The following is a 21,863-nucleotide window of genomic DNA, read 5'->3' as shown; positions in this document are numbered from 1 at the left end:
TTTGTTGCTCGGGTGATTGCTAGAAGTCGAGGTCGTCGCAGCCCATGCCGGACTTGATGTGGCTCACCAGGAGCTCCTGGACCGGGACGTGGTCCCCGGTCCCCACGCCCCGGTCGAGGGCGTCGAGGAGCTCGGCGTGCGCGCCGACGTCTCCGGCGGTGACCCGGGGACGCTCCGGCCCGTGCAGGACCCAGGCGAGGATGATCTGGTCCACCAGCTCGCGGTAGCGGGCCAGCAATCGCTGCTGCCCCGAGGCCACGACGATGGCGTTGTGAAATGCCCAGTCGGCGGCGTCCATCCCCGAGCCGCGCTCGTGGTCCCACGCGCGTCGCATCTCCGCCAGCGCCTCGCGCACCGGGCCGAGGTCCCGGTGCTGGGCGATGACGACCCGTGCCGCCGTCGTCTCGATGGCGATGCGGAGCACCACGAGCTCGTGGAGGTCCTCGCCGTCGAAGGACTTGACCGTGTACGGCTTGTTGGCCGTCTTCTCCACCAGGCCGGACTGCTCCAGGAGGCGGAGCGCCTCGCGCACCGGTGCGCGGCTGATGTTCATCTGCCCGGCCACGACGGAGTCGCGCACCTGGTCGCCGGCGTGGACCTTCCCGCTCAGGATCGCCTCGCGGATCTGTTCGCGGACCTCGGTCACGAGGCTGCCTGCCCGGATCGGGGCAAACGCCGGGGACTGCCCCGCCACATCGCTGGCACGCATGGCGGCAAGTGTGCCATGTCACGAAGGTGATTGACGACTGTCGACACTTCCGCCTAAGGTCGCCACCGCACGGGACCTACGTCCCGGGTCGCAACCCCAGCTGCCGCCGGGCTATCAGCCTGGCGGCTCGACCAAAGGCCAACGATGTCCGCACACGACGCAGTCCTTGACCGGACCGACGCCCGGCAGAGCCCCGGGGTCAGGCGCGCCCTTGTCGCCTCCATGAGCGGGACGCTCATCGAGTGGTACGACTACGCGCTCTATGGGGCCGCGGCCGGCCTCGTGATCGGTCCGCTGTTCTTCCCCGAGGCGGTCAGCACCGCAGCCACCCTCGCCGCCTTCGCGACCTTCGCGGTCGGCTTCCTCATCCGGCCGCTCGGCGGGGTGATCGTCTCTCACATCGGCGACCGCTACGGGCGCAAGCCGGCCATGATCCTCACCATCGTGCTCATGGGAGCGGCGACGGTCGGCATCGGGCTGCTGCCGACCGCGACGCAGATCGGCGTCTGGGCGCCCGTGCTCCTGGTGCTCTTCCGGTGCCTCCAGGGCTTCGGCGCCGGCGCCGAGCTCGCCGGCGCCTTCACGCTGGTGGCGGAGACGAGCCCGGCCAACAAGCGCGGCTTCCACACCGGGCTGGTCAACGCGACCCCGGCGGCCGGGACCACCCTGGCGACGCTGGCCTTCCTGTTCGTCGCCACCCTTCCCGAGGACGTGCTGCTCGGCTGGGCCTGGCGCATCCCGTTCCTGGTCTCCGCGGTGCTGTTCTTCGTCGCCCTGTACATCCGCCGGCGGCTGGAGGAGACCCCGGAGTACACCCGCGTGGTCGACGAGCGCGCCACCGCGGCCCACGAGCAGAAGGTGCCGCTCAAGGAGCTCTTCCAGGAGAGCCGCCGCCCGCTGCTCGCCGGCTTCCTGGCCACCACCGGCCACAACGCCAACCTCTACGTCCTCACCGCGTTCTCCCTCTCCTACCTCACCGGCACGGTCGGGATGACCCGGTCCGAGGCGCTGACCGCGGTCGTGGTCGGCTCGGTCGTCGGCATCTTCTCCGCGCCGCTCGGCGGGAAGATGGTGGACCGGTTCGGCGCGCGCCGGGTGCTGGGCTTCGGCGGCCTGTTCGGCGCCCTCTACGCCTTCCCGCTCTTCGAGCTCATGCAGACCGGCGACCTCCCGCTGGTGACGGTCGGCCTGGCGATCGGCTACGGCGTCACGCTCGGGGCGACCAACGGCTCCCAGGGGGCATTCCTGACGAACCTCTTCCCGGCCCGCTACCGCTTCACCGGGGTCGCCACCGCCCGCGAGCTGAACGGTGCGCTCGTGGCCGGCACCACGCCCCTGATCGCCACGGCCCTCATCGCGGCCGTGGACGGCCAGGTGTGGCTCGCCGCCCTGTTCATCGTGATCTGCTCGCTGGTCACCCTGGGCGCGGTGTTCGTCGTCGGCAACCGGGGCAACCGCCCCGTCGTCGACGCCTGACCCGGCCACCCGCACCCCTGAGAAGAAAAGGTTTGTCATGCACCGTCAGATGCCCCGGTGGGGCGAGCTGCGACCGCTCATGCAGTTCAAGCCCGTCGAGCTCGACCGGACGCGGGCGCGCCTGCGGCAGGCGGCCGACATCTGGGACCTGCGCAAGATCGCCAAGCGGCGCACGCCCACCGCGGCTTTCGACTACGTCGACGGCGCCGCCAACCAGGAGATCGCACTGCGGCGCTCGCGGCAGGCCTTCGCGGACCTGGAGTTCGTCCCCGGCGTGCTCCGTGACGTCTCCTCGGTGGACCTGAGCACGACGATCGCCGGGGGCGCCTCCGCCCTGCCGTTTGGCATCGCGCCCACCGGGTTCACGCGGATGATGCACGCGGCCGGGGAGCGCGCGGGGGTGGCCGCCGCCCACGCGAACGGCATCCCCTTCGCGCTCTCGACCATGGGCACGGCGTCGATCGAGCAGGTCGCCATGGCGAGCCCGCACGGTCGGCGCTGGTTCCAGCTCTACCTCTGGAAGGAGCGGGAGAAGTCCCTCGCCCTGGTCGAGCGGGCGGCCGCCGCGGGGTACGACACCCTCCTCGTCACCGTCGACACCGCGGTGGCGGGCGCGCGGCTCCGGGACGCGCGCAACGGCATGACGATCCCGCCCGCGCTGACCGTCAAGACCGTCCTCGACGCCTCTTACCGGCCGGAGTGGTGGTTCAACTTCCTCACGACGGAGCCGCTCACGTTCGCGTCGCTCTCCGGCCACTCGGGCTCGGTCGCCGATCTCATCACCAAGATGTTCGACCCGACCCTGACCTTCGACGACCTGGCCTGGATCCGCGAGGCCTGGACCGGCAAGCTGTTCGTCAAGGGCATCCAGACGGTGGGCGACGCCGCCCGGGCGGCGGACCGCGGCGTGGACGGCATCGTCGTCTCGAACCACGGGGGCCGCCAGCTGGACCGGGCGCCCGTGCCGCTGCACGTGCTGCCGGAGATCCGATCCGCCGTCGGCCCCGGCGTCGAGATCATCCTGGACTCGGGGATCATGTCGGGCGGCGACATCGTCGCCGCGCTCGCGGCCGGTGCGGACTTCACGATGGTGGGCCGTGCCTATCTGTACGGCCTCATGGCCGGCGGCCGGAGCGGCGTGGAGCGGGCCATCGACATCCTCCGGGACGAGATCCGCGTCGTCATGCAGCTCCTCGGCGTCACCTCGGTGGCGGACCTCAACCCGGACCACATCCGGCTGGACTGGCGCGCCGCCCGCGGCGCGTCGTCCGTGCGGGTGCCGGCGGGCTCCTGAGGAACCGGCGGCGGTCGGCGGCCGACGGCGCGGACCTCGAGGTCCTGCAGCGCCTGACCGTTTCGGCGCTCTCGGCGTCGGCGGCCGGGCCGGGTCTCGCCCCCGTCACCCGCGGAGCTTGTCCAGCCGGGCGCGCAGCGCGTCGACCCGCTTGGCGTTGCCGTGCAGCCCCAGGTACCGGTCGCCGAAGACCTCGAGCAGGGCGTCGTCGAGACGGCGGACGGCGCCCGGCGGGTACCGGTAGCCCATCCGCTCGCTGATCGCGGCGCTGTCCACCGATCGCAGCACGTCGCCGAGCTCCAGCAGCGACGTGACGCCCAGCTCCAGCAGCAGGCCCGAGACCCAGGCGTAGTGGTCGGTCCGGGACCAGCCGGCGTCGGTGAACCGCCCGGCGAGGTACGCGGCCAGGTCCTGCGCGCTGATCCGCGGGTCCTCCTCGTCGGCCTGGGGCTCCTGGTCGGTCACGCTCTCGTGCAGCCGGTCCCGGATCGCGGAGAACTCCCGGTCGGCGAGGTCGAGCAACCCGGCCGCGAGCGTGAAACGCCGGTTGAGGTCCGGGGCGTACTCCTCGGGGAGAGTGCCCTTGTAGCGGATGTCGTGCTCGAACTCGGCCCACGCGTGCTGGAGGACCGTGCGTATCTGCACCGAGGCGGTCCGGTCCCGCAGGTCCGCGTGCTCGGGAGCGGTCGCCCGGGTGGCGTCGAGCGTGACGAGCACGTGCCGGCTGGAGTAGCCGAACCGCCCCTCCCGGGCCGTCTCAAGCCCCATGTCCCGGTCGCCGAGCAGCACGAGCTGGTCGGCGAGCAGATCGACCACGGTCTGGACGTCGCTGAGGTCGTAGGTCACGACCCGCACCCCGATCTGGTCGGTGATCTGGCGTAACGGGTCGGGAAAGGCCGGCCTGCCGTCCACCGTGCGTGCGGCCTTGCCGGCGAACGACTCGACGCTCTTGGTGCGGCCCGTGACCGTCAGGTAGTTGATGCCGGCCTCGTCCAGGAGCGCGGTGATCAGGGCGACGTACTCCGCCGTGATCCGGACGAGCGCCGGGCGCTGTGAGGCGTAGGCCTGCACCGCGCGCCGGACGGGGTCCCCGTCGCCCGCGGCCGGCGCGCTCGGCGCGTTCGGCGCGGCCACGTCGGCATTGGCGGTGGTGCCCGACGCGCCGGTTGCGCCGGCTTCGATGACGGGGGCCGGGGTGGTGGCCCCGCCCGGTGCGGGGGTGGCGGGGGTGGCGGCCCCCACGACCCTCGCCCTGGCGGCCGGCTCCCCGGCGCCTATGGCCGCCCGCTTGTCCGTAGCCGGCTCCCCGATGCTGGCGCCCGGTTTCCCGGTGCTCGCCGCCGGCTCGCCGACGCCCGGCTCGCCGACGCCCGTCTTCGCCGCCGCGCCGGCGCCGGCCTTTCGCCTCCGCGGCGTTGGCGTGAGCCCCTCGGGCAGCGTCGGGGTGACGATGTACCCGGTGTCCAGGTCCCCGTACGTCGTCGTGCGCTCCGGGTGGGCGACGGAGAACCGGGCGACGTACGCACACAGCACCGCGTCGATCTGGTCCTCCGCCACGCGCAGCTCGCTCTTGCGCCGGGCGGACCGCACCCGTGCCACGAGCTCGCGCCAGCCCGCGTGCTCCGTGACCACCATGGCCGGGTCGGCGTCGGCCAAACCCTCGATGTGGGCCACCAGCGTCAGCAGCGCCTCGCGCAGCTCGGCCCTGCTCCGGCCGGTCCGCTGCTTGTACTTCAGGGTCCGGCCCAGCCCGAAGAGCACCACCGTGGCGGGGTGGGGGTAGACCTCGATGGCACGCCGGGCGCGCCCCGAGGTGGGGTTGATGTCCAGTCCCAGCGCCTTGGCCACGCGGGCACCGCGCGGCGTGCCGGCGAACTCGGGCTTGCCGGTGTTCGCCGGGTGGGCGCCGGCGTCGAAGCGGGCGAAGTCCCGGTTCAGGGCCGCCTCGCACGGCCGGTTGCCGGTCGGGTTGGTCACCACGAGCGGCGCGTCGATCGCCACCAGGACGGGTTCCTCGCGGTAGGGCGCGAGCGCGGCGGTGATCGTCTCGTCCGTGGTCTGCGCGGAGACATGAATGAGCGACCCGTCAGCGTCCAGGATCGCCACGCCGGTAGGGTTGCGCTCGCCCCAGGCGAGGTCGATGCCGACGAAGTACATGGGGACACTCTGCCGTGCCGCGGCCGGCGCGGGCGCCGACGGCGTGCGGATCGCGCCACAAACGCGGCCTGGGGCCGGCGGCCGCGCGGCGTGTGGTCGGCGTGTGCCCCCCGTGCCTCGGGGCTTTGTGGCGCGATCCGGCTGGCCCCCACGCGCGCCCCCGATCGGGCCGCCCGTTGCCCCGCGCCGCTTCCGGTCCCGCTACTAGCCTGATCGCATGGTGCGCCTGCCCGAGATGATCCGCCTCGCCCTCGGCCGTGACTCGCACGAGGGCGGAGGCCCGGACTGGGTCGTGATGGACCTCCACGGGAGCTACCCCACCCACCGTTCGCTCGCGCCCGTCCAGGCGGTGCTGCAGCGGAGCGAGACGTTCGAGGGGCTGGCCGAGCGGCTCGACCGGATCGGGAAGACCCCCTGGGTCAAGGGCGTGCTGGTCCGGGTGACCGGGCTGACGGCCGGCCTCGCGACCGCCGAGGCCATCGGGACGGTGCTCGGCCGCCTCGCGGCCCGCAAGCGGGTCGTCGCCTATCTCCCGCACGTTTCGATGCGCAGCCTCCTGGCCACGGCCACCCTGACGGAGGTCGTCGCCCCGGAGTCGGCCGAGGTCTCGGTGCCCGGCTTCGCCGCCGAGCAGGTCTTCTTCGGCGCCTTCCTCGCCCGGCACGGCGTGACGTTCGAGAACCTGCGGATCAGGGAGTACAAGTCCGCCCTGACCCCCTTCTCGCAGGACCACATGGACGAGTTCAACCGCGAGCAGCTCACCGCCTACCTGGGCTCCGCCGAGGAGGGGTGGCTCGCGGCGCTGGCCGGGGCGCGAGGCGTCGGCGTCGAGCGCGCCCGGGCCTGGCTCGACGCCGACCTCACCAACGCGGACCAGCTGCTCGAGGCCGGACTGATCACGCGGATCGCCTACGACGACGAGATCGTCACGCCGGTCGACCCGCACTGGGGCCGCGCGCTCGAGCTCATGAGGCCGCAGCTCTCCGCCAAGAAGCTGACCCGGCATGCCGACGGCGTCGCCGTCGTCCCGGTGGTCGGCATGATCGTCAGCGGCCGCAGCCGCGGTGGGCCGCCCCTGCCCTTCCTGGGCGGGCCGCGGGCCGGGTCGGAGACCGTGGTCGCCGCGCTGCGCCGCGCGCAGCGGGACTCCCATACCAAGGCGGTCGTGCTGTTCGTCGACTCCGGCGGCGGGTCCGCTCTCGCGTCGGACGTGATCTGCCGGGCCGTGGCGACGCTGGGTAAACCCGTCGTCGCGGTGATGGGGGAGATCGCCGGCTCGGGCGGCTACTACGTCCTCGCGCAGGCCGACCGCATCGTCGCCAGCCCGTACACCCTCACCGGCAGCATCGGCGTCGTGGTGGGCAAGCCGGTGCTGACCCAGTTCAACGAGCGCCACGGGCTCAACCCCGAGGTCGTGGGCCGCGAGCGAGCCCTGTTCGCCAGCACCGCCCGCGGGTTCTCCGAGGATCAGCGGGCCTGGGCCGAGCGCATGATGCGCGAGGTGTACGACCGGTTCGTCCAGCGGGTGGCCACCGGCCGCGGCCTCAGCGCCGAGCGGGTCGACGAGATCGGGCGCGGACGCATCTGGAGCGGCCGCGACGCCCTGGGCATCGGGCTCGTCGACGAGCTCGGCGACCTCGACGCCGGCATCGCCGCCGCCCGCCGCCTCGCCGCGCTCGCCGACGACGCCCCCGTGCGCACCGTCGGGGCCGGGCTCGCCCTGCCGGGAGCCCCGACCTTCGCCCGCGAGGGCACCGCCGCGCTCGCGGACCTGTGGCCGTTCGGCCAGGAGCGGGTGCTGACGTGGCTGGACCGGTCGGTCACGATCCGCTGACCGACCACCCGGGGCTCGCCGTCAGGCGAGCTGCTCGAGGCGGATGCTGCCGCTGACCGTCGAGGCGCGCACCTCGACGAAGTCCTGCCCCCGGCCCGGCCGGCCGGCGCCCTCGAGCGTGGAGGCGACGTCGCCGCTGATGCTGCTGGCGTCCGTCCACACCGGGATGCCGCGCGGCACGCCCACCCGGACGTCGCCGGAGACCGCCCGGGCGCGCACGGTGCCGCGCCGGATCGCCGCGACCATGATGCCGCCGGAGGCCGTGGTGAGCCGGACGTCGGTGTGGGCGTCGCCGACGTGGAGGTCGCCGGAGCCGGACTTCACCACGACGTCACGCTCCGTGGCGCCCAGCACCACGTCCCCCGAGCCGGTGACGACCACGGCCGTGCCGCCCACGCGGCCGACGCGGACGTCCCCCGAGCCGGACTTCACGCGCAGGTCCGACAGTGCGGCGGTGATCTCGACGGCTCCAGACCCGGTGTCCACGGCCGCGTGGCCGGCGAGCTCGTCGATGTGGACGTCGCCCGAGCCGGACCGGACGCGGGTGGCACCGAAGCCGCCCGTGGCGAGGAGGTCCGCGGAGCCGAGCTTCGCGGCGAGGGCGCTCCCCGTCGGCAGGGTCACGGTCACGACGAGGTCCGTCGCACCGAGGAGGTCGGTCCACCGCCGCGGCGCCATGATGACCACCCGGCTGCCGCGCTGCTCGACGGCCACCTGCTCGGACTCGCGGCCCTCGACGTCGACGGTGGTCCCGGTGACGTCGTCCGCGTGGATGGTGAGGTGGCCGGCGCCGAGCTCGACGTAGAGGTCGACGGGGCTGGGCGTCTCGAAGACGTGGTGCATGTCGTGCTCCTGTGCTCGTGCACCGAGTCGGTGCGCTGGCGGGCGGGGAGGGGTGGGTCAGACCCAGCCGGTCATGCGGCGCCCGCGCGGGCGGCCGCCGCGGCCCTTCTCGCCGAGGTCGTGGAGGCCGGAGAGGTCGATGTCGATGACCCGCTCGCGGCTGGCGACGCGCAGCGCGCCGACGATCCAGCTGTTGAGCGAGCGCCCGCTCTTGGCGGCGAGGTCCTCCACGCGGACCTTGAGCGACTCCGGGATGCGCAGCGTGATGCGGGCGACAGCGCCGTCCGCGTCGTCGTCCTCCGTCTCCGGTGTCGTGGGCGAGGGCTCGTCGAAGGACGCCGACGTCGGGACCTCGACGACGAACTGCGGCTCGCGGCCCCTGAGCCGGACCTCGACGGAACCGGCCGGCAGCTCGGTGGTGATCTCCGCGGCGGCCTGGGAGAGGGCATCCATGAGGGCCAGGCGCACGGCCGGCTCGAGGCTGAGCAGGAGGCGCTCGGCCGCCGCCTGCGCCTCGTCGCCGCCGGCTCCGGCAGCGGTGAGGAGGTCCTTGCGCAGCGCCTCGACATACGGGGTGATGTCCATGTGCATCAGAGTGACACCATAGTGATGTCACGTCAATGGTGTCGTCGCGTCGGTGTGACGCCACGGTCCGGATGGGGTCGGATTCTGTGCGAACATGTGTTCGAGCGAGGGTGAATCTCAGGACGCGGCCGACGGCGGATCGGGCCCGCCCCGCCGAGGCGCGCGGCCCGCGGGAGAGGGGTGGGTCCGATGGACGTGGACCGCCAGCTCGCGTGGGACGAAGGGCTGCAGCGCATCGTCAACGCCCGTGCCGTGCCCGGCCGGTTCACCGCCGCACGCACGCCGATACCCGTGACCGCACGGCTGGTCTGGGAGAACGCCGGGGAGCAGCTCGTGCGCACGGTCGCCACCGGGTGGACCCGCCGCGTGGTCCTCGTCATCGTCGACGACCGGCGGTCGCACGTCCGCGGCGTGTGGGTGCCCGCCGCCGACGTCAGTCGCCGCTGACGGGTGGGGCGGCGCGTCAGGACTTGACCGGTCAGCGACGGAACTGCGCGTCAGGACTTGACCTGTCGGCGGGGGGTGGGGGGCGACGGCTCGGGAGCCCAGGGCGCCCGGGCCGTCGCCGGGGCTCAGAATTCCGTGCGCCCGTACCCGAACACGTACTCGGCGCCGGTCGCGTCCTTGTAGGCGTACCCGCTCGGCTCGTCCGCGCCCGGGATGTCGGAGTGCTTGCCGAGCACCGCCTGCTGGTCGGCGGGGATGGTGTACGGCAGCTTCCCGCTCGGCGTGACGTCGCCGCGGACGAGGTCCACGAGCGCGTCGGTGAGCGCGCCGAAGGTCCCGACGACGGCGGCCGCGCCGGGCGCCACCTTGTCCAGCAGCCACGGGTTGGAGAAGGTCACCGCGAGGATCGTGGGGAGGGTGCGCTCGATCTCCACGATGCGGTCCGCGTCGATCCCGGTCTCGGAGTCGAGCGCGATCGAGAGCTCCTTGTCGGGCGTGTCGTTGAGCAGGGACATCGCGGGGCGGACCCACAGCAGGGCGTGCGTCGCCTCCTCCACGGAGCCGACCACCTCGACGCCGGCGCCCGAGGCGAACGCGTCCGCGGCCTCGCGGCGGACCTTCGCGGTCTCCTCCTCCGGGTCGGTGCCGGTGAAGGCCTCGACGTAGAGCCGGACCGGCGCTGCGCCGTCAGCGGCCAGCGGCAGCAGGCCGCGGTCGTTGCGCAGCAGCACGAGGGACCTGCGGTGGGCGGAGTCGGCCAGGGCCTGGATCTCGCGGTCCTCGGCGAGGGCCTGCGCCTCGTCCGGGTCGACGTACGGGTTCTCGAACAGGCCCAGGGAGAACATCTCGCTGAGCAGGTAGCCGACGGACCGGTCGAGGTCGTCGGTGGAGACGTGGCCCTCGGCGACGGCGTCGAGCAGCGGCTGGGGGTTGCCGTCCCCGGCGAAGGCGTTGACGCCCGCGTCGATGGCCTTGGCGAAGCGCTCGGACCGGCTCAGGGACTCCACGCCCCAGGGCATCCCGGTGGAGATGCCGGTGTCGGAGTTCACGTAGCCGGTGAAGCCGAGCTCGCCGCGCAGCACCTCGGTGATGAGGTACTTGTCGTAGGCGAACCCGAGCTCCTCGAAGGCGCGGCCGCCGTGGAGCTGGGGGGCCGACATGGCGTTGTTGGTGGTGGCGTAGTACGGCATGATCGACGTCGTCCCGGCCTCGATGGCCGCCTGGAAGACCGGCAGGTGGTAGCGGTACAGGCTGCCCTCGGTGGGGTAGGGCTGGAACCGGCCGTGCTCGAAGTGCGGGTCGTGCCCGCGGTCGCGCGGGCCGCCGCCGGGGAAGTGCTTCGTGGTCATGGACACCGAGCCGGAGCTCAGCGCCTCACCCTGGAAGCCCCGGGTCACGGCGGCGATCATCTTCGCCGCGAGCTCCGTGTTCTCACCGAACGTGCCGCTCGAGCGGGACCAGCGGGGCTCGGTGACGATGTCGGCCATGTACATGTAGCCCTTGGTGATGCCCGCCGAGCGCCACTGCCTCCCGGCCAGCCGGCCGAACTCCTCGACCAGGTCCGGGTCCTGCGTCGCCGCCAGACCCAGCTCGCCGGGCCACTGGGACATCTGGTCGGCGGCCTCGGCGATGCCGAAGAGCTTGACGTCGGAGACGTGGTTGCGCGGGTTGCTCACCATCACCACGGGGATGCCCAGGGGCGTGGACTCCGCGAGCGCCTGCAGCGCGTTCACCCAGGTGGCCAGCTCGTAGGAGGTCGGGTTGTCCCGGATGATGAGGTAGCGCAGGCCGAGCTCCTTGATGGCCTTCTCCGACCCGGCGTAGTCGAGCACCGGCGGGTCGAAGTGGCGGGTCGAGGAGGACTCGGCGGCCCAGGGGTTCGTATCGTTCCACTTCTCGTGGGTGTTCAGCAGGCCCTGGTCCGGGTCGTCGATGATCTTGGACGCGCCCATGTAGTGCGACGTGATCAGCATCATGCCGACCTTGTCCTCGGTGGACATCCGGCCGAGCAGGTCCGCCACGCGCTCCGCGACCGGGAGGCGCCAGTCCTCGTACGGGTCTAACCGCCCGTTCCCGTTCAGGTCCTTGAACTCGAGCCCGTCGACCCGAAGGATCTGGCTCTCCCGGGCCCCGAGGGTCGGCTGGGCGGTGGTCGGCTGAGGCATGCTGGGTTTCCCTTCACGTGTTTCAGACCCAGTCTCCCTGCTGCGGCGCCGGAATGGGCGCGGTTGTCGAGAGTTGTCCCCCGGTCGCAGCCCGGTGATGCTGCAGGACGCCCCGGTCAGTCCGGGTCGGCCATGGCGTCGACCCCTCAGGGCGAGGAGGCCAGCAGCCGCCTGACCTCGAGGGCGAGCGCAAGGGTCAGCCTCGTGCGCGGGTCGTGCAGATCGGCGCGGGTGAGGTCGGAGATCCGCGCCAGGCGGTGCTTCATGGTGTTGTAGTGGACGAACAGGCGGCGGGCCGCCTCGGCGCCGTTGCCGACACCGAGGTACGTCGCGAGCGTGCCGCACAGGTCGGAGTCGGTGACCCGGTCGTGGGCGGCCAGCGGCCCGAGCTCGCCGTCCACGAACTCCCGCAGGAGCGGCCTCGGCAGGGCGAGCAGCAGCCGCTCGAGCACCAGCGCGTCGTGGCGCACGACGTCGCGCCCGGTGCCCTGGGCGATCCGGAGCGTCTCCCGGGCGCCCGTGTAGCTCTGCGAGATCTCGGTGGGTCCGTCCGCGACCGGCCCGACGGCGAGGGCCGCCCGGCGCGCGCCGGCGTGGAGCAGGGCCGCGTGCCAGCGGCTCTCGGCGGTCGGGTGGTCGGGGCTCACCGTCCCTGCCGCCCGGAACGGTGCCGCTGGCGCGATGGCGAGGACCTCGTGACCGCGCGGCCACGCCAGGGAACCCGGCGGCAGGGCCCGCTCGGCCGCGGCGGCGACCTCGGGGTCCGTGAGCTCGGCGTCGCACCGCGCCAGCAGCACCACCAGGTCTCCGGCCAGGTGCCAGCCGAACAGGCGCGAGCGTTGCCGCAGCGTGGAGTCGTCGAGGTGCGGCCCGCTGACCAGCTCCTCGAGGAACAGCACGCGCAACCGCCGGTCCAGCTCCAGCCCGGCCATCGCCTGGGCGATGTGCATGCCGGCGGCGAAGCACGACTGACGGATCAGGCGACGCTGCCCAAGGGTCGGTTCCGCCTTCCCCTCGACCAGGATCATGCCCCGTCGCATCCCCGCGACCGTGATGGGAAACTCCCACGGCGCCCGGGCCCCCTCCACCGGCTCGTCGGGACCGCCCCGCAGCTGAGGCACGGCCCGGCCGAGCACCGCGTGCTCGTCGTCGACGATCGTCACTGACCTGGCGAGGGCGCCGGCCAGGGTACGGGCGATCTCTTCCAGCCCCCCGCCGGAGAGGGCGACGCCGGTCAGTCGTTCCCGGATGGCCTCGGCCCCGCCCGGCTCGGCGCCGTACTCGGCCAGCACCACCGCCAGCACCGCCCCGATGACCTCGTTGAAGGAGGTGTGGTCCGGCACGATCAGCACCGGGAAGCCGAGCCGGTCCGCCTCGGCGGTCAGCCGCTCGGGCAGACGGTCCAGGTACCGCATGGGCTTGATCGCCAGGGCCGCGAGGCCCCGGGCGGCCAGCCCGGGCAGCATCTCCACCAGCCGCTCGGGCCGCTCACGCACGGGGTAGGCGGTGGTCAGGAGGATCTCGCCCCGCTTGACGAACGCCTCGATGTCGGGAACCTCCATGACGTTCACCCCGGTCACCGGCCGTTCGAGCCCACGCTCGCCGGCCACCACGTACGCCCCCGACAGCACGGGCAGCGTCATGATCTCGCCGACGGTGACGGCGCCCATCTCGGGACCTCCTTGTCCGATGAGGACATGCGGACAGCAAAATTGCGTCTGATCTGGACGCTGCGCGCTGGCGGTGCCGCGCCCTACATTCCTCGTATGGGCCGCTGGAAACCTCCAGTTCCGCACCGGGTCCGCGTCGAGCGGGGCCATGAGCCCTGGCGTGGGGCGCCCGCCCTGCACGTCGTCCATGTCGGACGTTCCGCCGCCATTCTCGCACCCCTCGACCAGGACCGGCCGGGGGCCGTGGTGGTCCTGACCGCCGGGCGGCGGGGCCTGGTCCCGGGCGGCGCGTGCCTGCCCGACGCCCGGGAGCTCCGCTCACTCGTCGCGCGCCTGGGCGACGCCGGGCGCGCCGGGTGGGGCGCTGCGGCGACGGCCACCGGGTGGGGCGCCGCCACCACGACGGTCGACCTCACCTCGTGGGAGACGGCGGCCCAGATCGAGCGGGTCGACCTGCGCAGCCGGCCGGTCGTCCCCGACCCCCGGTCGGTCGCGGCGCTCGTCGCGCACGCGAACGCCGAGCAGCGGGAGACCGGCGCAGGCGTCATGGACCCCCGGCCCCTGCGGTCCCTGGCGACCCCGCTCGTCCGGGCCGCCCTCGACGGCGACGGACCCCAGGTCGCCTGGCTGCTCGCCCGCCTCGTCGGGGCCGGCCCGGGCGCCACCCCGGCGGGTGACGACGTGGTCGTGGGTGCGCTCGCGGCCCTGGACGCCGTCGCCGGTTCGATGCCCGCCCCGCAAGAACCCCGCGCGGCCCGCGACCTCATCGCGCGGCACCTGACCGGGATGCTCGACCGGACGACCGCCGTCTCCCGGCATGATCTGGCCGCCGCCGTGGCCGGCCGGTTCGCCGAGCACGTGCACGACGTCATCGCGGCGCTGGGTGATCCCGCGGCGGTCCCGGGGGTCCTCTCCGCGGCCCGCACGTGGGGGGCCACCTCGGGGACGGACCTGACCTGCGGGGTGGCGTTCAGCCTTGCCGCGCTCATCCCCGACCAGGCCGGGCACCGCGACCTGGCGGCGACACGCAGGAGGAGCGCATGAGCGCCGGAGCAGGCACCCTCGCCGCAAAGATCCTCCCCCGCCTCTACCGCGACTCGGTCGCCCTGATGGCGCTTGCCTCGACGATCGAGAAGCGCGACGGGGTGATCCGCGTGGGGGCCATGATGGCCACACCCGCCAACCTGGAGATCCTGCGGCGCTCGGCGATGCTCCCGGCCGACGTGGCGGCCGCCCCGGACGACCTGGTCCTCGCCGTGCGCGCGCGCGACGACGCCGTCGCCGCGGAGGCGCTCGAGGCCGCCGTGGCGGGGCTGACCGCCACGGACAGGGGGAGCGGCTCGCGCGTCGAGACCGCCCAGCAGACCCTCCACGAGGGGCTCGCGGTCATGGGCTCCGCCACGCTCGCGGCCGTCTCCACACCCGGGACCTACGCGCCGATCGTCGTGGAGGAGGCGCTGCGCACGGGGCTGCACGTGTTCTGCTTCTCCGACAACGTGGCGCTGGAGGACGAGGTCCGGCTCAAGCGGATGGCCGCCGACCGGCGGCTGCTCCTCATGGGCCCGGACTGCGGCACCGCCATCCTCGACGGCGTTCCGCTGGGGTTCGCCAACGCCGTCCGCCCGGGCCCCGTCGCGATCGTCGCGGCCTCGGGCACCGGGGCCCAGGAGATCTCCCGCCTCCTCGACGACGCCGGATCGGGCGTCTCCCAGCTGATCGGCGTGGGTGGGCGGGACCTGTCCGCCGCGGTGGGCGGCCTGATGACCGACCTCGCCCTCGACATGGTCGCCGAGGACGCCGCCACGCAGGTGGTGGTGGTGGTGTCCAAGCCGCCGGACCCCGAGGTCGCCGGGCGGCTGCTGAGCCGGCTGGAGCGGCTGGGCAAGCCGGTGGTCGCGTGCCTGCTGGGCATGGACGACGCCGACAGCCCCGTCCTCGTGCGCGGCACCCTCGAGGGGGGAGCCGCCGCCGCGGCGAGGCTGGCCGGGCACCCGCTGACGATCGACGAGACCGCCACGCCCGACGGCGCCGCCGCGGCGGGGGCGGGCCGCGCCCGCGGGCGGATCCTGGGCCTGTACACCGGCGGCACCCTCGCCGCCGAGGCGCGAATCATCCTCGACCGGGCCGGCCTCGCGGCCGAGATCCTCGACCTGGGCGACGACCGGTACACGGCCGGGCGCCCGCACCCGATGATCGACCCCGCCGCGCGGGCCGACCGGGTGGCCGCGGCCGGCGCGCGGTCCGACGTCGGGCTCGTCCTGGTCGACCTCGTGCTCGGCCACGGCGCCGCCGCGGACCCCGCCACGCCGCTGGCCGAGGCCGTCCGGGCCGCCCGGGGTGCCGCAGCCGACGACGGACGCGAGCTCGTCGTCGTCGGTTCGGTGTGCGGCACGGCAGCGGACCCGCAGGGCCTCGACGAGCAGCGCGCCACACTGCGCGACGCCGGGGTGGTCCTCCTGCCGTCCAACGCCGCCGCCGCACGGTACGCCGCGCGGGTGTCCGCGGCCGTCACCACGGGCAGCGCCACCACGGGCAGCGCCGCCATCACGGCCAACCAGGAGCGGGCATGATCCCCGGCGGCGTCCGAGTCCTGAACGCCGGACTTCCCCTCATCGTCGAGGGCGTCCCGGCCGACGACGTCGTCCAGCTCGACTGGCGCCCGCCGGCCTTCGGCGACGCCGAGGTCGCCAGGCTCGCCGTCGGGCTGGACGACTCGGCCACCCGCGAGGCGAACGAGCGGGCGATCGCCGCCGTCCACGCCGTGCGGCCCCGTCTCGTGCGCGTGCGCCCGGCCCGCGACGTCGTCCCGGGGCTGGGGGCCGGCCGGATCCTGCTGCACGCCGCGCCCCCGATCGCCGTGGCGGACATGTGCGGCCCGATGATCGGTGCGCTCCTCGGCGCCATCCTCTCGGAGGGCTGGGCCGCCGGCCCCGAGGAGGCCGAGGCGCTCCTGCGCTCCGGCGGCATCGTCACGGAACCGGGCCACCACCACGGCATGGTCGGGCCGATGGCCGGCGTCGTCGCCCCGTCCATGCCGGTCCTGGTCGTCGAGGACGGCGGCCGGGAGGCGTACGCCACCCTGAACGAGGGCCTCGGCAGGGTGCTTCGGTTCGGCGCCTACGACGAGGAGGTCCTCACCCGCCTCGCGTGGATGCGGGACGTGCTCGGCCCCGTGCTCGACGCGGCGATCGTGGCGGGCGGCCCGATCGACGTCACGTCCCTGGTCGCGCAGGCGCTCGCGATGGGCGACGAGGGGCACAACCGCAACGTGGCGGCCACCAGCCTCCTGACCCGCCGCCTCGCCCCGCACCTCGCCGCGCTGCCCCGGGGCATCGAGGTGCTCGAGTTCCTCGCGGGCAACGACCACTTCGCGCTCAACCTCTCCATGGCGGCCGCGAAGCTCGCGATGGATGCCGCGGCCGGCACCCCGGGCTCGACGCTCGTGACCGCGATGGCGCGCAACGGCGTCGAGTTCGGCCTGCGCGTGGCCGGCACGGGCGACCGGTGGTTCACCGCCCCGGTCGGGCCCGCGGAGGGGTTGTTCTTCCCGGGCTTCGGCGTCGAGGACGCCAACCCGGACCTGGGTGACTCCGCCATCACCGAGACGCTGGGGATCGGCGGCTTCGCCATGGCGGCGGCCCCGGCGATCACCCGGTTCGTCGGCGGGACGCCGGACGACGCGCTCGCCACCACGAGGCGGATGCGGCGCATCACGATGGCCGCGCACCCGGCCTACTCGCTGCCCCCGCTGAACTTCGCCGGCAGCCCCAGCGGCATCGACGTGCTCAAGGTCCTCCAGACCGGGGTGCTGCCCGTGATCAACACCGGCATCGCGCACCGGGAGGCCGGCGTGGGGCAGATCGGCGCCGGCGTCGTCGACGCGCCGAGCGCGGTGTTCCTGCTGGCCGCGCGGGGCCTGGCCGAGGCGCGAGGCGCGCGATGAGCCGCACCGTGCTCGTGGCGATAGGCGGCAACGCGCTCGTGCTCGACGGCGAGGCCGGCTCGGTGCCGCGCCAGCAGGAGCGGGCCGCGGTGTTCGCGGACCAGGTCGCCGACCTCGTCGCGGACGGCTGGACGGTCGTCGTCACGCACGGCAACGGCCCCCAGGTCGGCTTCATCCTCCGCCGCGGCGAGCTCGTCGCCCCGGAGGCCCAGATCGAGGGGTTGCCCGAGCTGCCGCTGTGGCTGGCGGTGGCCGACTCCCAGGGCGGGATCGGGCACATGCTCACCGTCGCGATCGACACGGCCCTGGCGCGCCGCGGGCTGCCGTCGCGCGCGGTCGCCGTCCTCACCCACGCGGAGGTGGACGGCGCCGATCCGGCGTTCGGCAACCCGACCAAGCCGATCGGGTCGCGGCTGACCGCCGAGGCGGCGCGCCTGCGCGCCTCCCAGGAGGGCTGGACCGTCAGGGAGACCGGGCCGGGGACCTTCCGTCGCGTGGTGGCCAGCCCGCGGCCGCGAGCCATCATCGAGGCCGACCAGATCCGCGTCCTGGTCCGGTCCGGCGCGGTGGTCATCGCCGCCGGCGGGGGAGGGATCCCGGTCGTCCGCGACGCCGACGGCTGGCGCAGCGTCGACGCCGTCATCGACAAGGACCGCGCGTCGGCGCTCCTGGCCGCCAGGGTCGGCGTCGACACGCTGGTGCTCGTCACCGGGGTGGACCGGGTCTACGTCAGCTACGCCACCCCCGCGCAGCGCGCCCTGACCGAGGTGGACGTCGGTGAGGTCCGCGCCCACCTCGAGGCCGGCGAGTTCCCCGCGGGCTCCATGGGCCCGAAGATCGAGTCCGCCCTGCGGTTCCTGGACGACGGCGGCCGCCGCGTCGTCATCACGTCGCTGCCCCGGCTGCGCGACGCCCTCGACGGTCGGGCCGGGACGAGCATCACCGTCCGCCATCACGACGATCCCGCACAGTCCGCAGGAGCCCTCGGACGAGCGTAGGAGGCACCATGGTCACCGTCGACGCACAACCCTTCCCGTACACGTTCGACCCCTCCCGGGTGGCCCTGCTCTGCATCGACTTCCAGCGCGACTTCGTCGAGGCGGGCGGGTTCGGCGAGTCGCTCGGCAACGACGTGTCCCGGCTCCGCACCACGATCGGGCCCACCCGCGCCGTCCTGGACGCGGCCCGCGAGCGGGGGTGGGCGATCATCCACACCCGGGAGGGGCACCGCCCCGATCTGAGCGACCTGTTCCTCGCCAAGCGCGACCGGGGCAACCCCACCCTGCGGATCGGCGAGGAGGGCCCGATGGGCCGGCTCCTCGTTCGGGGCTCCGCCGGTCACGAGATCGTCCCGGAGCTGGCCCCCGAGCCCGGCGAGGTGGTCCTGGACAAGCCGGGCAAGGGCGCGTTCTACGCCACCGACCTGGAGACCATCCTGCGGGCCCGGGGCATCACCCACCTCGTCGTCACCGGCGTGACCACCGAGGTGTGCGTCCAGTCCACCGTCCGCGAGGCGAACGACCGCGGTTTCGAGTCGCTCGTCCTCTCCGACTGCACCGGCTCGTACTTCCCCGAGTTCCACGAGTCGGCGCTGGCCATGTTCGCGGCCCAGGGCGGGATCGTCGGGTGGGTCGGCACGTCCGCCGACCTGCTCGCCGCCCTCGACGACACGTCGATCGACGGGGAGAAGGCATCATGAGCGCGACATCGTCTGTGGCGGCGCCCGCTGCGGGTGAGCAGCGCGTCGCCGCGAGGTGGTGGGTCAAGGGCGACTGGAACGGCCTGTTCGGTCTCGGCACGAACGTGCTCCTCAACGTCATCGTCCTGACCGGCCTGTGCCTGGCGGTGGTCAAGATCCCCGAGGGCACCGTCTACGGCCGCATCCTCCCCGCCCTCGGCATCGCCCTGCCCCTCGGGAACATCTGGTACGCGATCCTGGCCCGGCGCCTCGCGCGGCGGGAGAACCGCACCGACGTCGCCGCCCTGCCCTACGGGCCCAGCGTGCCGCACACCTTCATCGTCGTCTTCGTCGTCATGCTGCCCGTGCTGCTGCGCTCCGGCGACGCGGTCCTGGCGTGGCAGGCCGGCCTGGCGTGGGCCTTCATCATCGGCTGCATCGTGCTGCTCGGCGCGGTGTTCGGCCCGTACATCCGCAGGTGGACCCCGCGGGCGGCTCTGCTCGGCGCCCTCGCCGGCATCTCGATCACGTTCATCTCGATGAGGCCGGTCGCGCAGATGTGGCAGGCGCCCTGGATCGCCTTCATCGCCCTGGCCTTCATCCTGGTCGGGTGGCTGGGCGGGCGGAAGATGCCGTTCGACGCCCCGGTCGGGCTGGTGGCCGTCATCCTCGCCACCGCCGTCGGGTGGGTCGCGGTCGCCGCCGGGTGGTCCCACATCCTGGAGCCCGGTGCCGTCGCGGCGTCCATCTCCAACCTGGCCCTCCACCTGCCCTTCCCCACCGGGGACGTGGTCACCGGCCTGGGGGGCATCGCCCCGCTCCTCGCCTCCGCGATCCCGCTGGGGGTCTACAACGCCACCGAGGGCATGACCAACGTGGAGTCCGCCGCCGCGGCCGGGGACCGGTACTCCGTGCGGCAGGTGCTCGGCGCGGACGGGCTCGGTGCCATCGTCGGCTCGTTCCTCGGGTCCCCCTTCCCGCCCGCCGTGTACATCGGCCACCCCGGCTGGAAGCAGGTGGGCGGGCGGATCGGCTACTCGCTGGTCACTGGGATCGTCGTCGCGGTCGTGTGCTTCACCGGTCTCGTCGGGACGTTCCTGGCGGTGTTCCCGGTGCAGGCCCTCGTCCCCGTGCTGCTGTACATCGGGCTGGTGATCGGCGCGCAGGCCTTCAACGTCAGCCCGCTGCGCTACGCCCCCGCCATCGTGCTGGCGATGCTGCCCAGCCTCGCGCAGTGGGGCACCGGGCAGATCGACAACACCCTCGCCGCGGCGGGGACCAGCGCGAGGGGCGTCGGCTTCGGGACCCTCGTGGACAACGGCGTGGTCTACGACGGCCTCCTGCTGTTCGGGCAGGGAGCCGTCCTCGTCGGCATCATCCTCGGCGCGATCGCCTGCTTCGTCATCGACCGGAAGCTGTATGCCGCCGCCCTCACCGCGGGGATCGGCGCCGTGCTGTCCTTCGTCGGCCTCATCAACGCCTACGAGGTGGGCGTGAACGCCTCGCCCGGCGTCACCCTCGGGTACGTGCTGCTCGCGCTCATCCTGGCCGCCTTCGGGTGGCGGGAGCGGGGCGGGGCCGGCGCGCCCCTCGACGACTCGCTCCTGTTCGTCAACGGCACCCTCATGCGGGGCCTGGAGCTGCACGGCAACCTCGCCGGCGCCGAGCTGCTGGGCGAGGTCCGGACGGCACCGAAGTACCGCGTGCACAGCATCGGCGACGTCCACCCCGGCATGTACCAGGTCTCCGACGGCGAGGAGGGCGCGCCAGTCTCCGGGGAGCTCTACCAGGTGCCCATCGAGGTCCTGCTCCGGGTGATCGAGGGCGAGCCCGCCGGCCTCTATCGCGGGCCCGTGGAGCTGGCCGACGGCCGCCTCGTCCCGGGCATCCTCTGCGCGCGCGACCTGGCGGAGCGCCATCCCGACATCACGGCGCACGGCGGGTGGCGGCAGTACCGGGCCGCCGCGACGCGCTGAGCGTGGCCGCCGCGGCGGGAGCGGCCCGCTTCCCGCCGCGGCGTGCCGGGAGCCGCCTGCTACGCCTCCGGGCGGTGGTCCAGCCCGATGTCGAGCACTTGCGCCGAGTGCGTGAGCCACCCGGCGGAGACGAGGTCCACGCCGCTCTCGGCCAGCGCCAGCGCCGTCGTCGCGGTGATCCGGCCGGAGGCCTCGGTGATCATGCGGCCGCCGACGAGGGCCACCGCCTCGCGCAGCAGCTCGGGCCCCATGTTGTCCAGCAGGACGGCGTCGACGGGGTCGGTGAGGACCTCGCGGAGCTGGTCGAGCGTGTCCACCTCTACCTCGATCTTCACGAGGTGTCCCACCCCGGCGCGCGCCCGGTCGATGGCCTCGCGCACGCCCCCGGCGACCGCGATGTGGTTGTCCTTGATGAGCACCGCGTCGTCGAGGCCGAAGCGGTGGTTGATGCCGCCGCCCGCGAGGACGGCGTGCTTCTCGACGGACCGCAGCCCGGGCGTCGTCTTGCGGGTGCAGCACACCCGGGTGGGGGTGTGCGCGATGGCGTCGGCTATCTCCGCCGTCGCCGTGGCGACGCCGGAGAGGTGGCCGAGGAAGTTCAGGGCCACCCGCTCCGCGGTGAGGATCCCGCGGGCCGGCCCGGAGATCGTCCCGATGACGTCGCCGGGGGCCACCCGCGCGCCGTCGGGCCGCGCGATCTCCACGGTGACCGCCGGGTCGATGAGCCGGAACGCCAGGCGCGCCAGGTCCGTCCCGGCGACGACGCCCGCCTCGCGGGCCGCCATCACCACCGTGGCGCGCGCGTCCGCGGGCACGATCGTGTCGGTGGTCAAGTCCCCGGCGCGGCCGAGGTCCTCTAGCAGGGCCCGGCGCACGAGCGGCTCGATCATCAGGTCCGGCAGGGTCCGCACCGCGCCGTCGGTCCGTGCCGGGGTCGGCGCATGTTCGCTCCGCGCCGGGGGCTGCGTGCGTGCGAGGGTTGTCACGAGGTGCTCCGTTCGGTGGCGCGACCAGGGCGTCGGGGCACGGCCGGTCTGCCGACCCTGCTTATGCTGACAATGAGCATTTAATGTGCTGGCGATGAGC

17 protein-coding genes are annotated in these 21,863 nt (G+C 73.8%); 10 read left to right on the top strand and 7 right to left on the bottom strand.

The genetic code is table 11. The features are described 5' to 3' along the window. Positions 1-19: 19 nt before the first annotated feature. The gene (locus EJK16_RS02025) at positions 20-709 is read right to left on the bottom strand and encodes a GntR family transcriptional regulator (RefSeq protein ID WP_127125834.1); all 690 of its coding nucleotides are present in this window, start codon (positions 707-709) and stop codon (positions 20-22) included. A gap of 144 nt (positions 710-853) precedes the next feature. Between EJK16_RS02025 and EJK16_RS02020 the strand changes: the two genes are divergently transcribed. Then, a complete protein-coding gene (locus tag EJK16_RS02020; protein ID WP_127125832.1) occupies positions 854-2,185 on the top strand; it encodes an MFS transporter in 1,332 nt (443 codons plus the stop codon). Positions 2,186-2,222: 37 nt separating this feature from the next. Beyond that, a complete protein-coding gene (locus tag EJK16_RS02015; RefSeq protein WP_127125830.1) occupies positions 2,223-3,479 on the top strand; it encodes an alpha-hydroxy acid oxidase in 1,257 nt (418 codons plus the stop codon). Positions 3,480-3,584: 105 nt separating this feature from the next. On the opposite strand, the gene EJK16_RS02010 is transcribed toward EJK16_RS02015, so the two are convergent. After that, a complete protein-coding gene (locus tag EJK16_RS02010; protein WP_240645716.1) occupies positions 3,585-5,636 on the bottom strand; it encodes a DUF429 domain-containing protein in 2,052 nt (683 codons plus the stop codon). A 217-nt stretch (positions 5,637-5,853) separates the two neighbouring features. Between EJK16_RS02010 and EJK16_RS02000 the strand changes: the two genes are divergently transcribed. Beyond that, positions 5,854-7,470: a S49 family peptidase gene (locus EJK16_RS02000; protein ID WP_205739552.1), complete on the top strand. Its 1,617-nt coding sequence runs from the start codon at positions 5,854-5,856 to the stop codon at positions 7,468-7,470. A gap of 21 nt (positions 7,471-7,491) precedes the next feature. Here the strand turns inward: EJK16_RS02000 and EJK16_RS01995 are convergent, their stop codons facing one another. Together EJK16_RS01995 and EJK16_RS01990 are read right to left on the bottom strand one after the other, a co-directional pair. Then, a complete protein-coding gene (locus tag EJK16_RS01995) occupies positions 7,492-8,313 on the bottom strand; it encodes a DUF4097 family beta strand repeat-containing protein (protein WP_127125828.1) in 822 nt (273 codons plus the stop codon). 57 nt (positions 8,314-8,370) lie between these two features. Beyond that, positions 8,371-8,898, bottom strand: coding sequence for a toxin-antitoxin system HicB family antitoxin (locus EJK16_RS01990; RefSeq protein WP_127125826.1), 528 nt, complete (start codon positions 8,896-8,898; stop codon positions 8,371-8,373). Between the two features lie 189 nt (positions 8,899-9,087). Here EJK16_RS01990 and EJK16_RS01985 point away from each other — a divergent pair, with 189 nt between their 5' ends. Beyond that, the gene (locus EJK16_RS01985; RefSeq protein WP_127125824.1) at positions 9,088-9,345 is read left to right on the top strand and encodes a hypothetical protein; all 258 of its coding nucleotides are present in this window, start codon (positions 9,088-9,090) and stop codon (positions 9,343-9,345) included. A gap of 125 nt (positions 9,346-9,470) precedes the next feature. Here the strand turns inward: EJK16_RS01985 and EJK16_RS01980 are convergent, their stop codons facing one another. Together EJK16_RS01980 and EJK16_RS01975 are read right to left on the bottom strand one after the other, a co-directional pair. Beyond that, on the bottom strand, positions 9,471-11,510 hold the full coding sequence (locus EJK16_RS01980) for a glycoside hydrolase family 3 protein (protein ID WP_127125822.1): 2,040 nt from the start codon (positions 11,508-11,510) through the stop codon (positions 9,471-9,473). Positions 11,511-11,656: 146 nt separating this feature from the next. Beyond that, positions 11,657-13,180, bottom strand: a complete 1,524-nt coding sequence (locus tag EJK16_RS01975) for a PucR family transcriptional regulator (protein WP_164737173.1) — start codon at positions 13,178-13,180, stop codon at positions 11,657-11,659. Positions 13,181-13,423: 243 nt separating this feature from the next. Here EJK16_RS01975 and EJK16_RS01970 point away from each other — a divergent pair, with 243 nt between their 5' ends. From EJK16_RS01970 to EJK16_RS01945, 6 genes are read left to right on the top strand one after another with little or no spacing between them, the layout of a single operon-like run. Then, complete coding sequence (locus EJK16_RS01970) at positions 13,424-14,224, top strand: DUF2877 domain-containing protein (protein ID WP_127125818.1); 801 nt, start codon at positions 13,424-13,426, stop codon at positions 14,222-14,224. After that, a complete protein-coding gene (locus EJK16_RS01965; protein WP_127125816.1) occupies positions 14,221-15,750 on the top strand; it encodes a transcriptional regulator in 1,530 nt (509 codons plus the stop codon). The genes EJK16_RS01970 and EJK16_RS01965 overlap by 4 nt, the downstream gene beginning before the upstream one ends. Continuing rightward, positions 15,747-17,123 carry a DUF1116 domain-containing protein gene (locus tag EJK16_RS01960; RefSeq protein ID WP_127125814.1) on the top strand — a complete coding sequence of 459 codons (1,377 nt, stop codon included), beginning with the start codon at positions 15,747-15,749 and terminating at the stop codon, positions 17,121-17,123. The genes EJK16_RS01965 and EJK16_RS01960 overlap by 4 nt, the downstream gene beginning before the upstream one ends. Then, positions 17,120-18,121 (top strand): carbamate kinase, encoded by a 1,002-nt coding sequence (locus tag EJK16_RS01955; RefSeq protein WP_127125812.1) that lies wholly within the window; start codon positions 17,120-17,122, stop codon positions 18,119-18,121. Before EJK16_RS01960 ends, EJK16_RS01955 begins: the two co-directional genes overlap by 4 nt. An 8-nt stretch (positions 18,122-18,129) precedes the next feature. Beyond that, positions 18,130-18,822 (top strand): cysteine hydrolase family protein, encoded by a 693-nt coding sequence (locus EJK16_RS01950; protein ID WP_127125810.1) that lies wholly within the window; start codon positions 18,130-18,132, stop codon positions 18,820-18,822. Continuing rightward, on the top strand, positions 18,819-20,777 hold the full coding sequence (locus EJK16_RS01945; protein WP_127125808.1) for a gamma-glutamylcyclotransferase: 1,959 nt from the start codon (positions 18,819-18,821) through the stop codon (positions 20,775-20,777). The genes EJK16_RS01950 and EJK16_RS01945 overlap by 4 nt, the downstream gene beginning before the upstream one ends. A 59-nt stretch (positions 20,778-20,836) precedes the next feature. On the opposite strand, the gene nadC is transcribed toward EJK16_RS01945, so the two are convergent. Continuing rightward, a complete protein-coding gene (nadC, locus tag EJK16_RS01940; RefSeq protein ID WP_370275883.1) occupies positions 20,837-21,763 on the bottom strand; it encodes a carboxylating nicotinate-nucleotide diphosphorylase in 927 nt (308 codons plus the stop codon). Positions 21,764-21,863 lie beyond the last annotated feature (100 nt).

This window comes from Georgenia sp. SYP-B2076 (assembly GCF_003991205.1).
In the GTDB taxonomy this organism is placed as follows: Bacteria; Actinomycetota; Actinomycetes; order Actinomycetales; family Actinomycetaceae; genus Georgenia.
The sequence above is the reverse complement of the archived record's forward strand: the minus strand, read 5'-3'. Positions and strand labels throughout refer to the sequence as shown.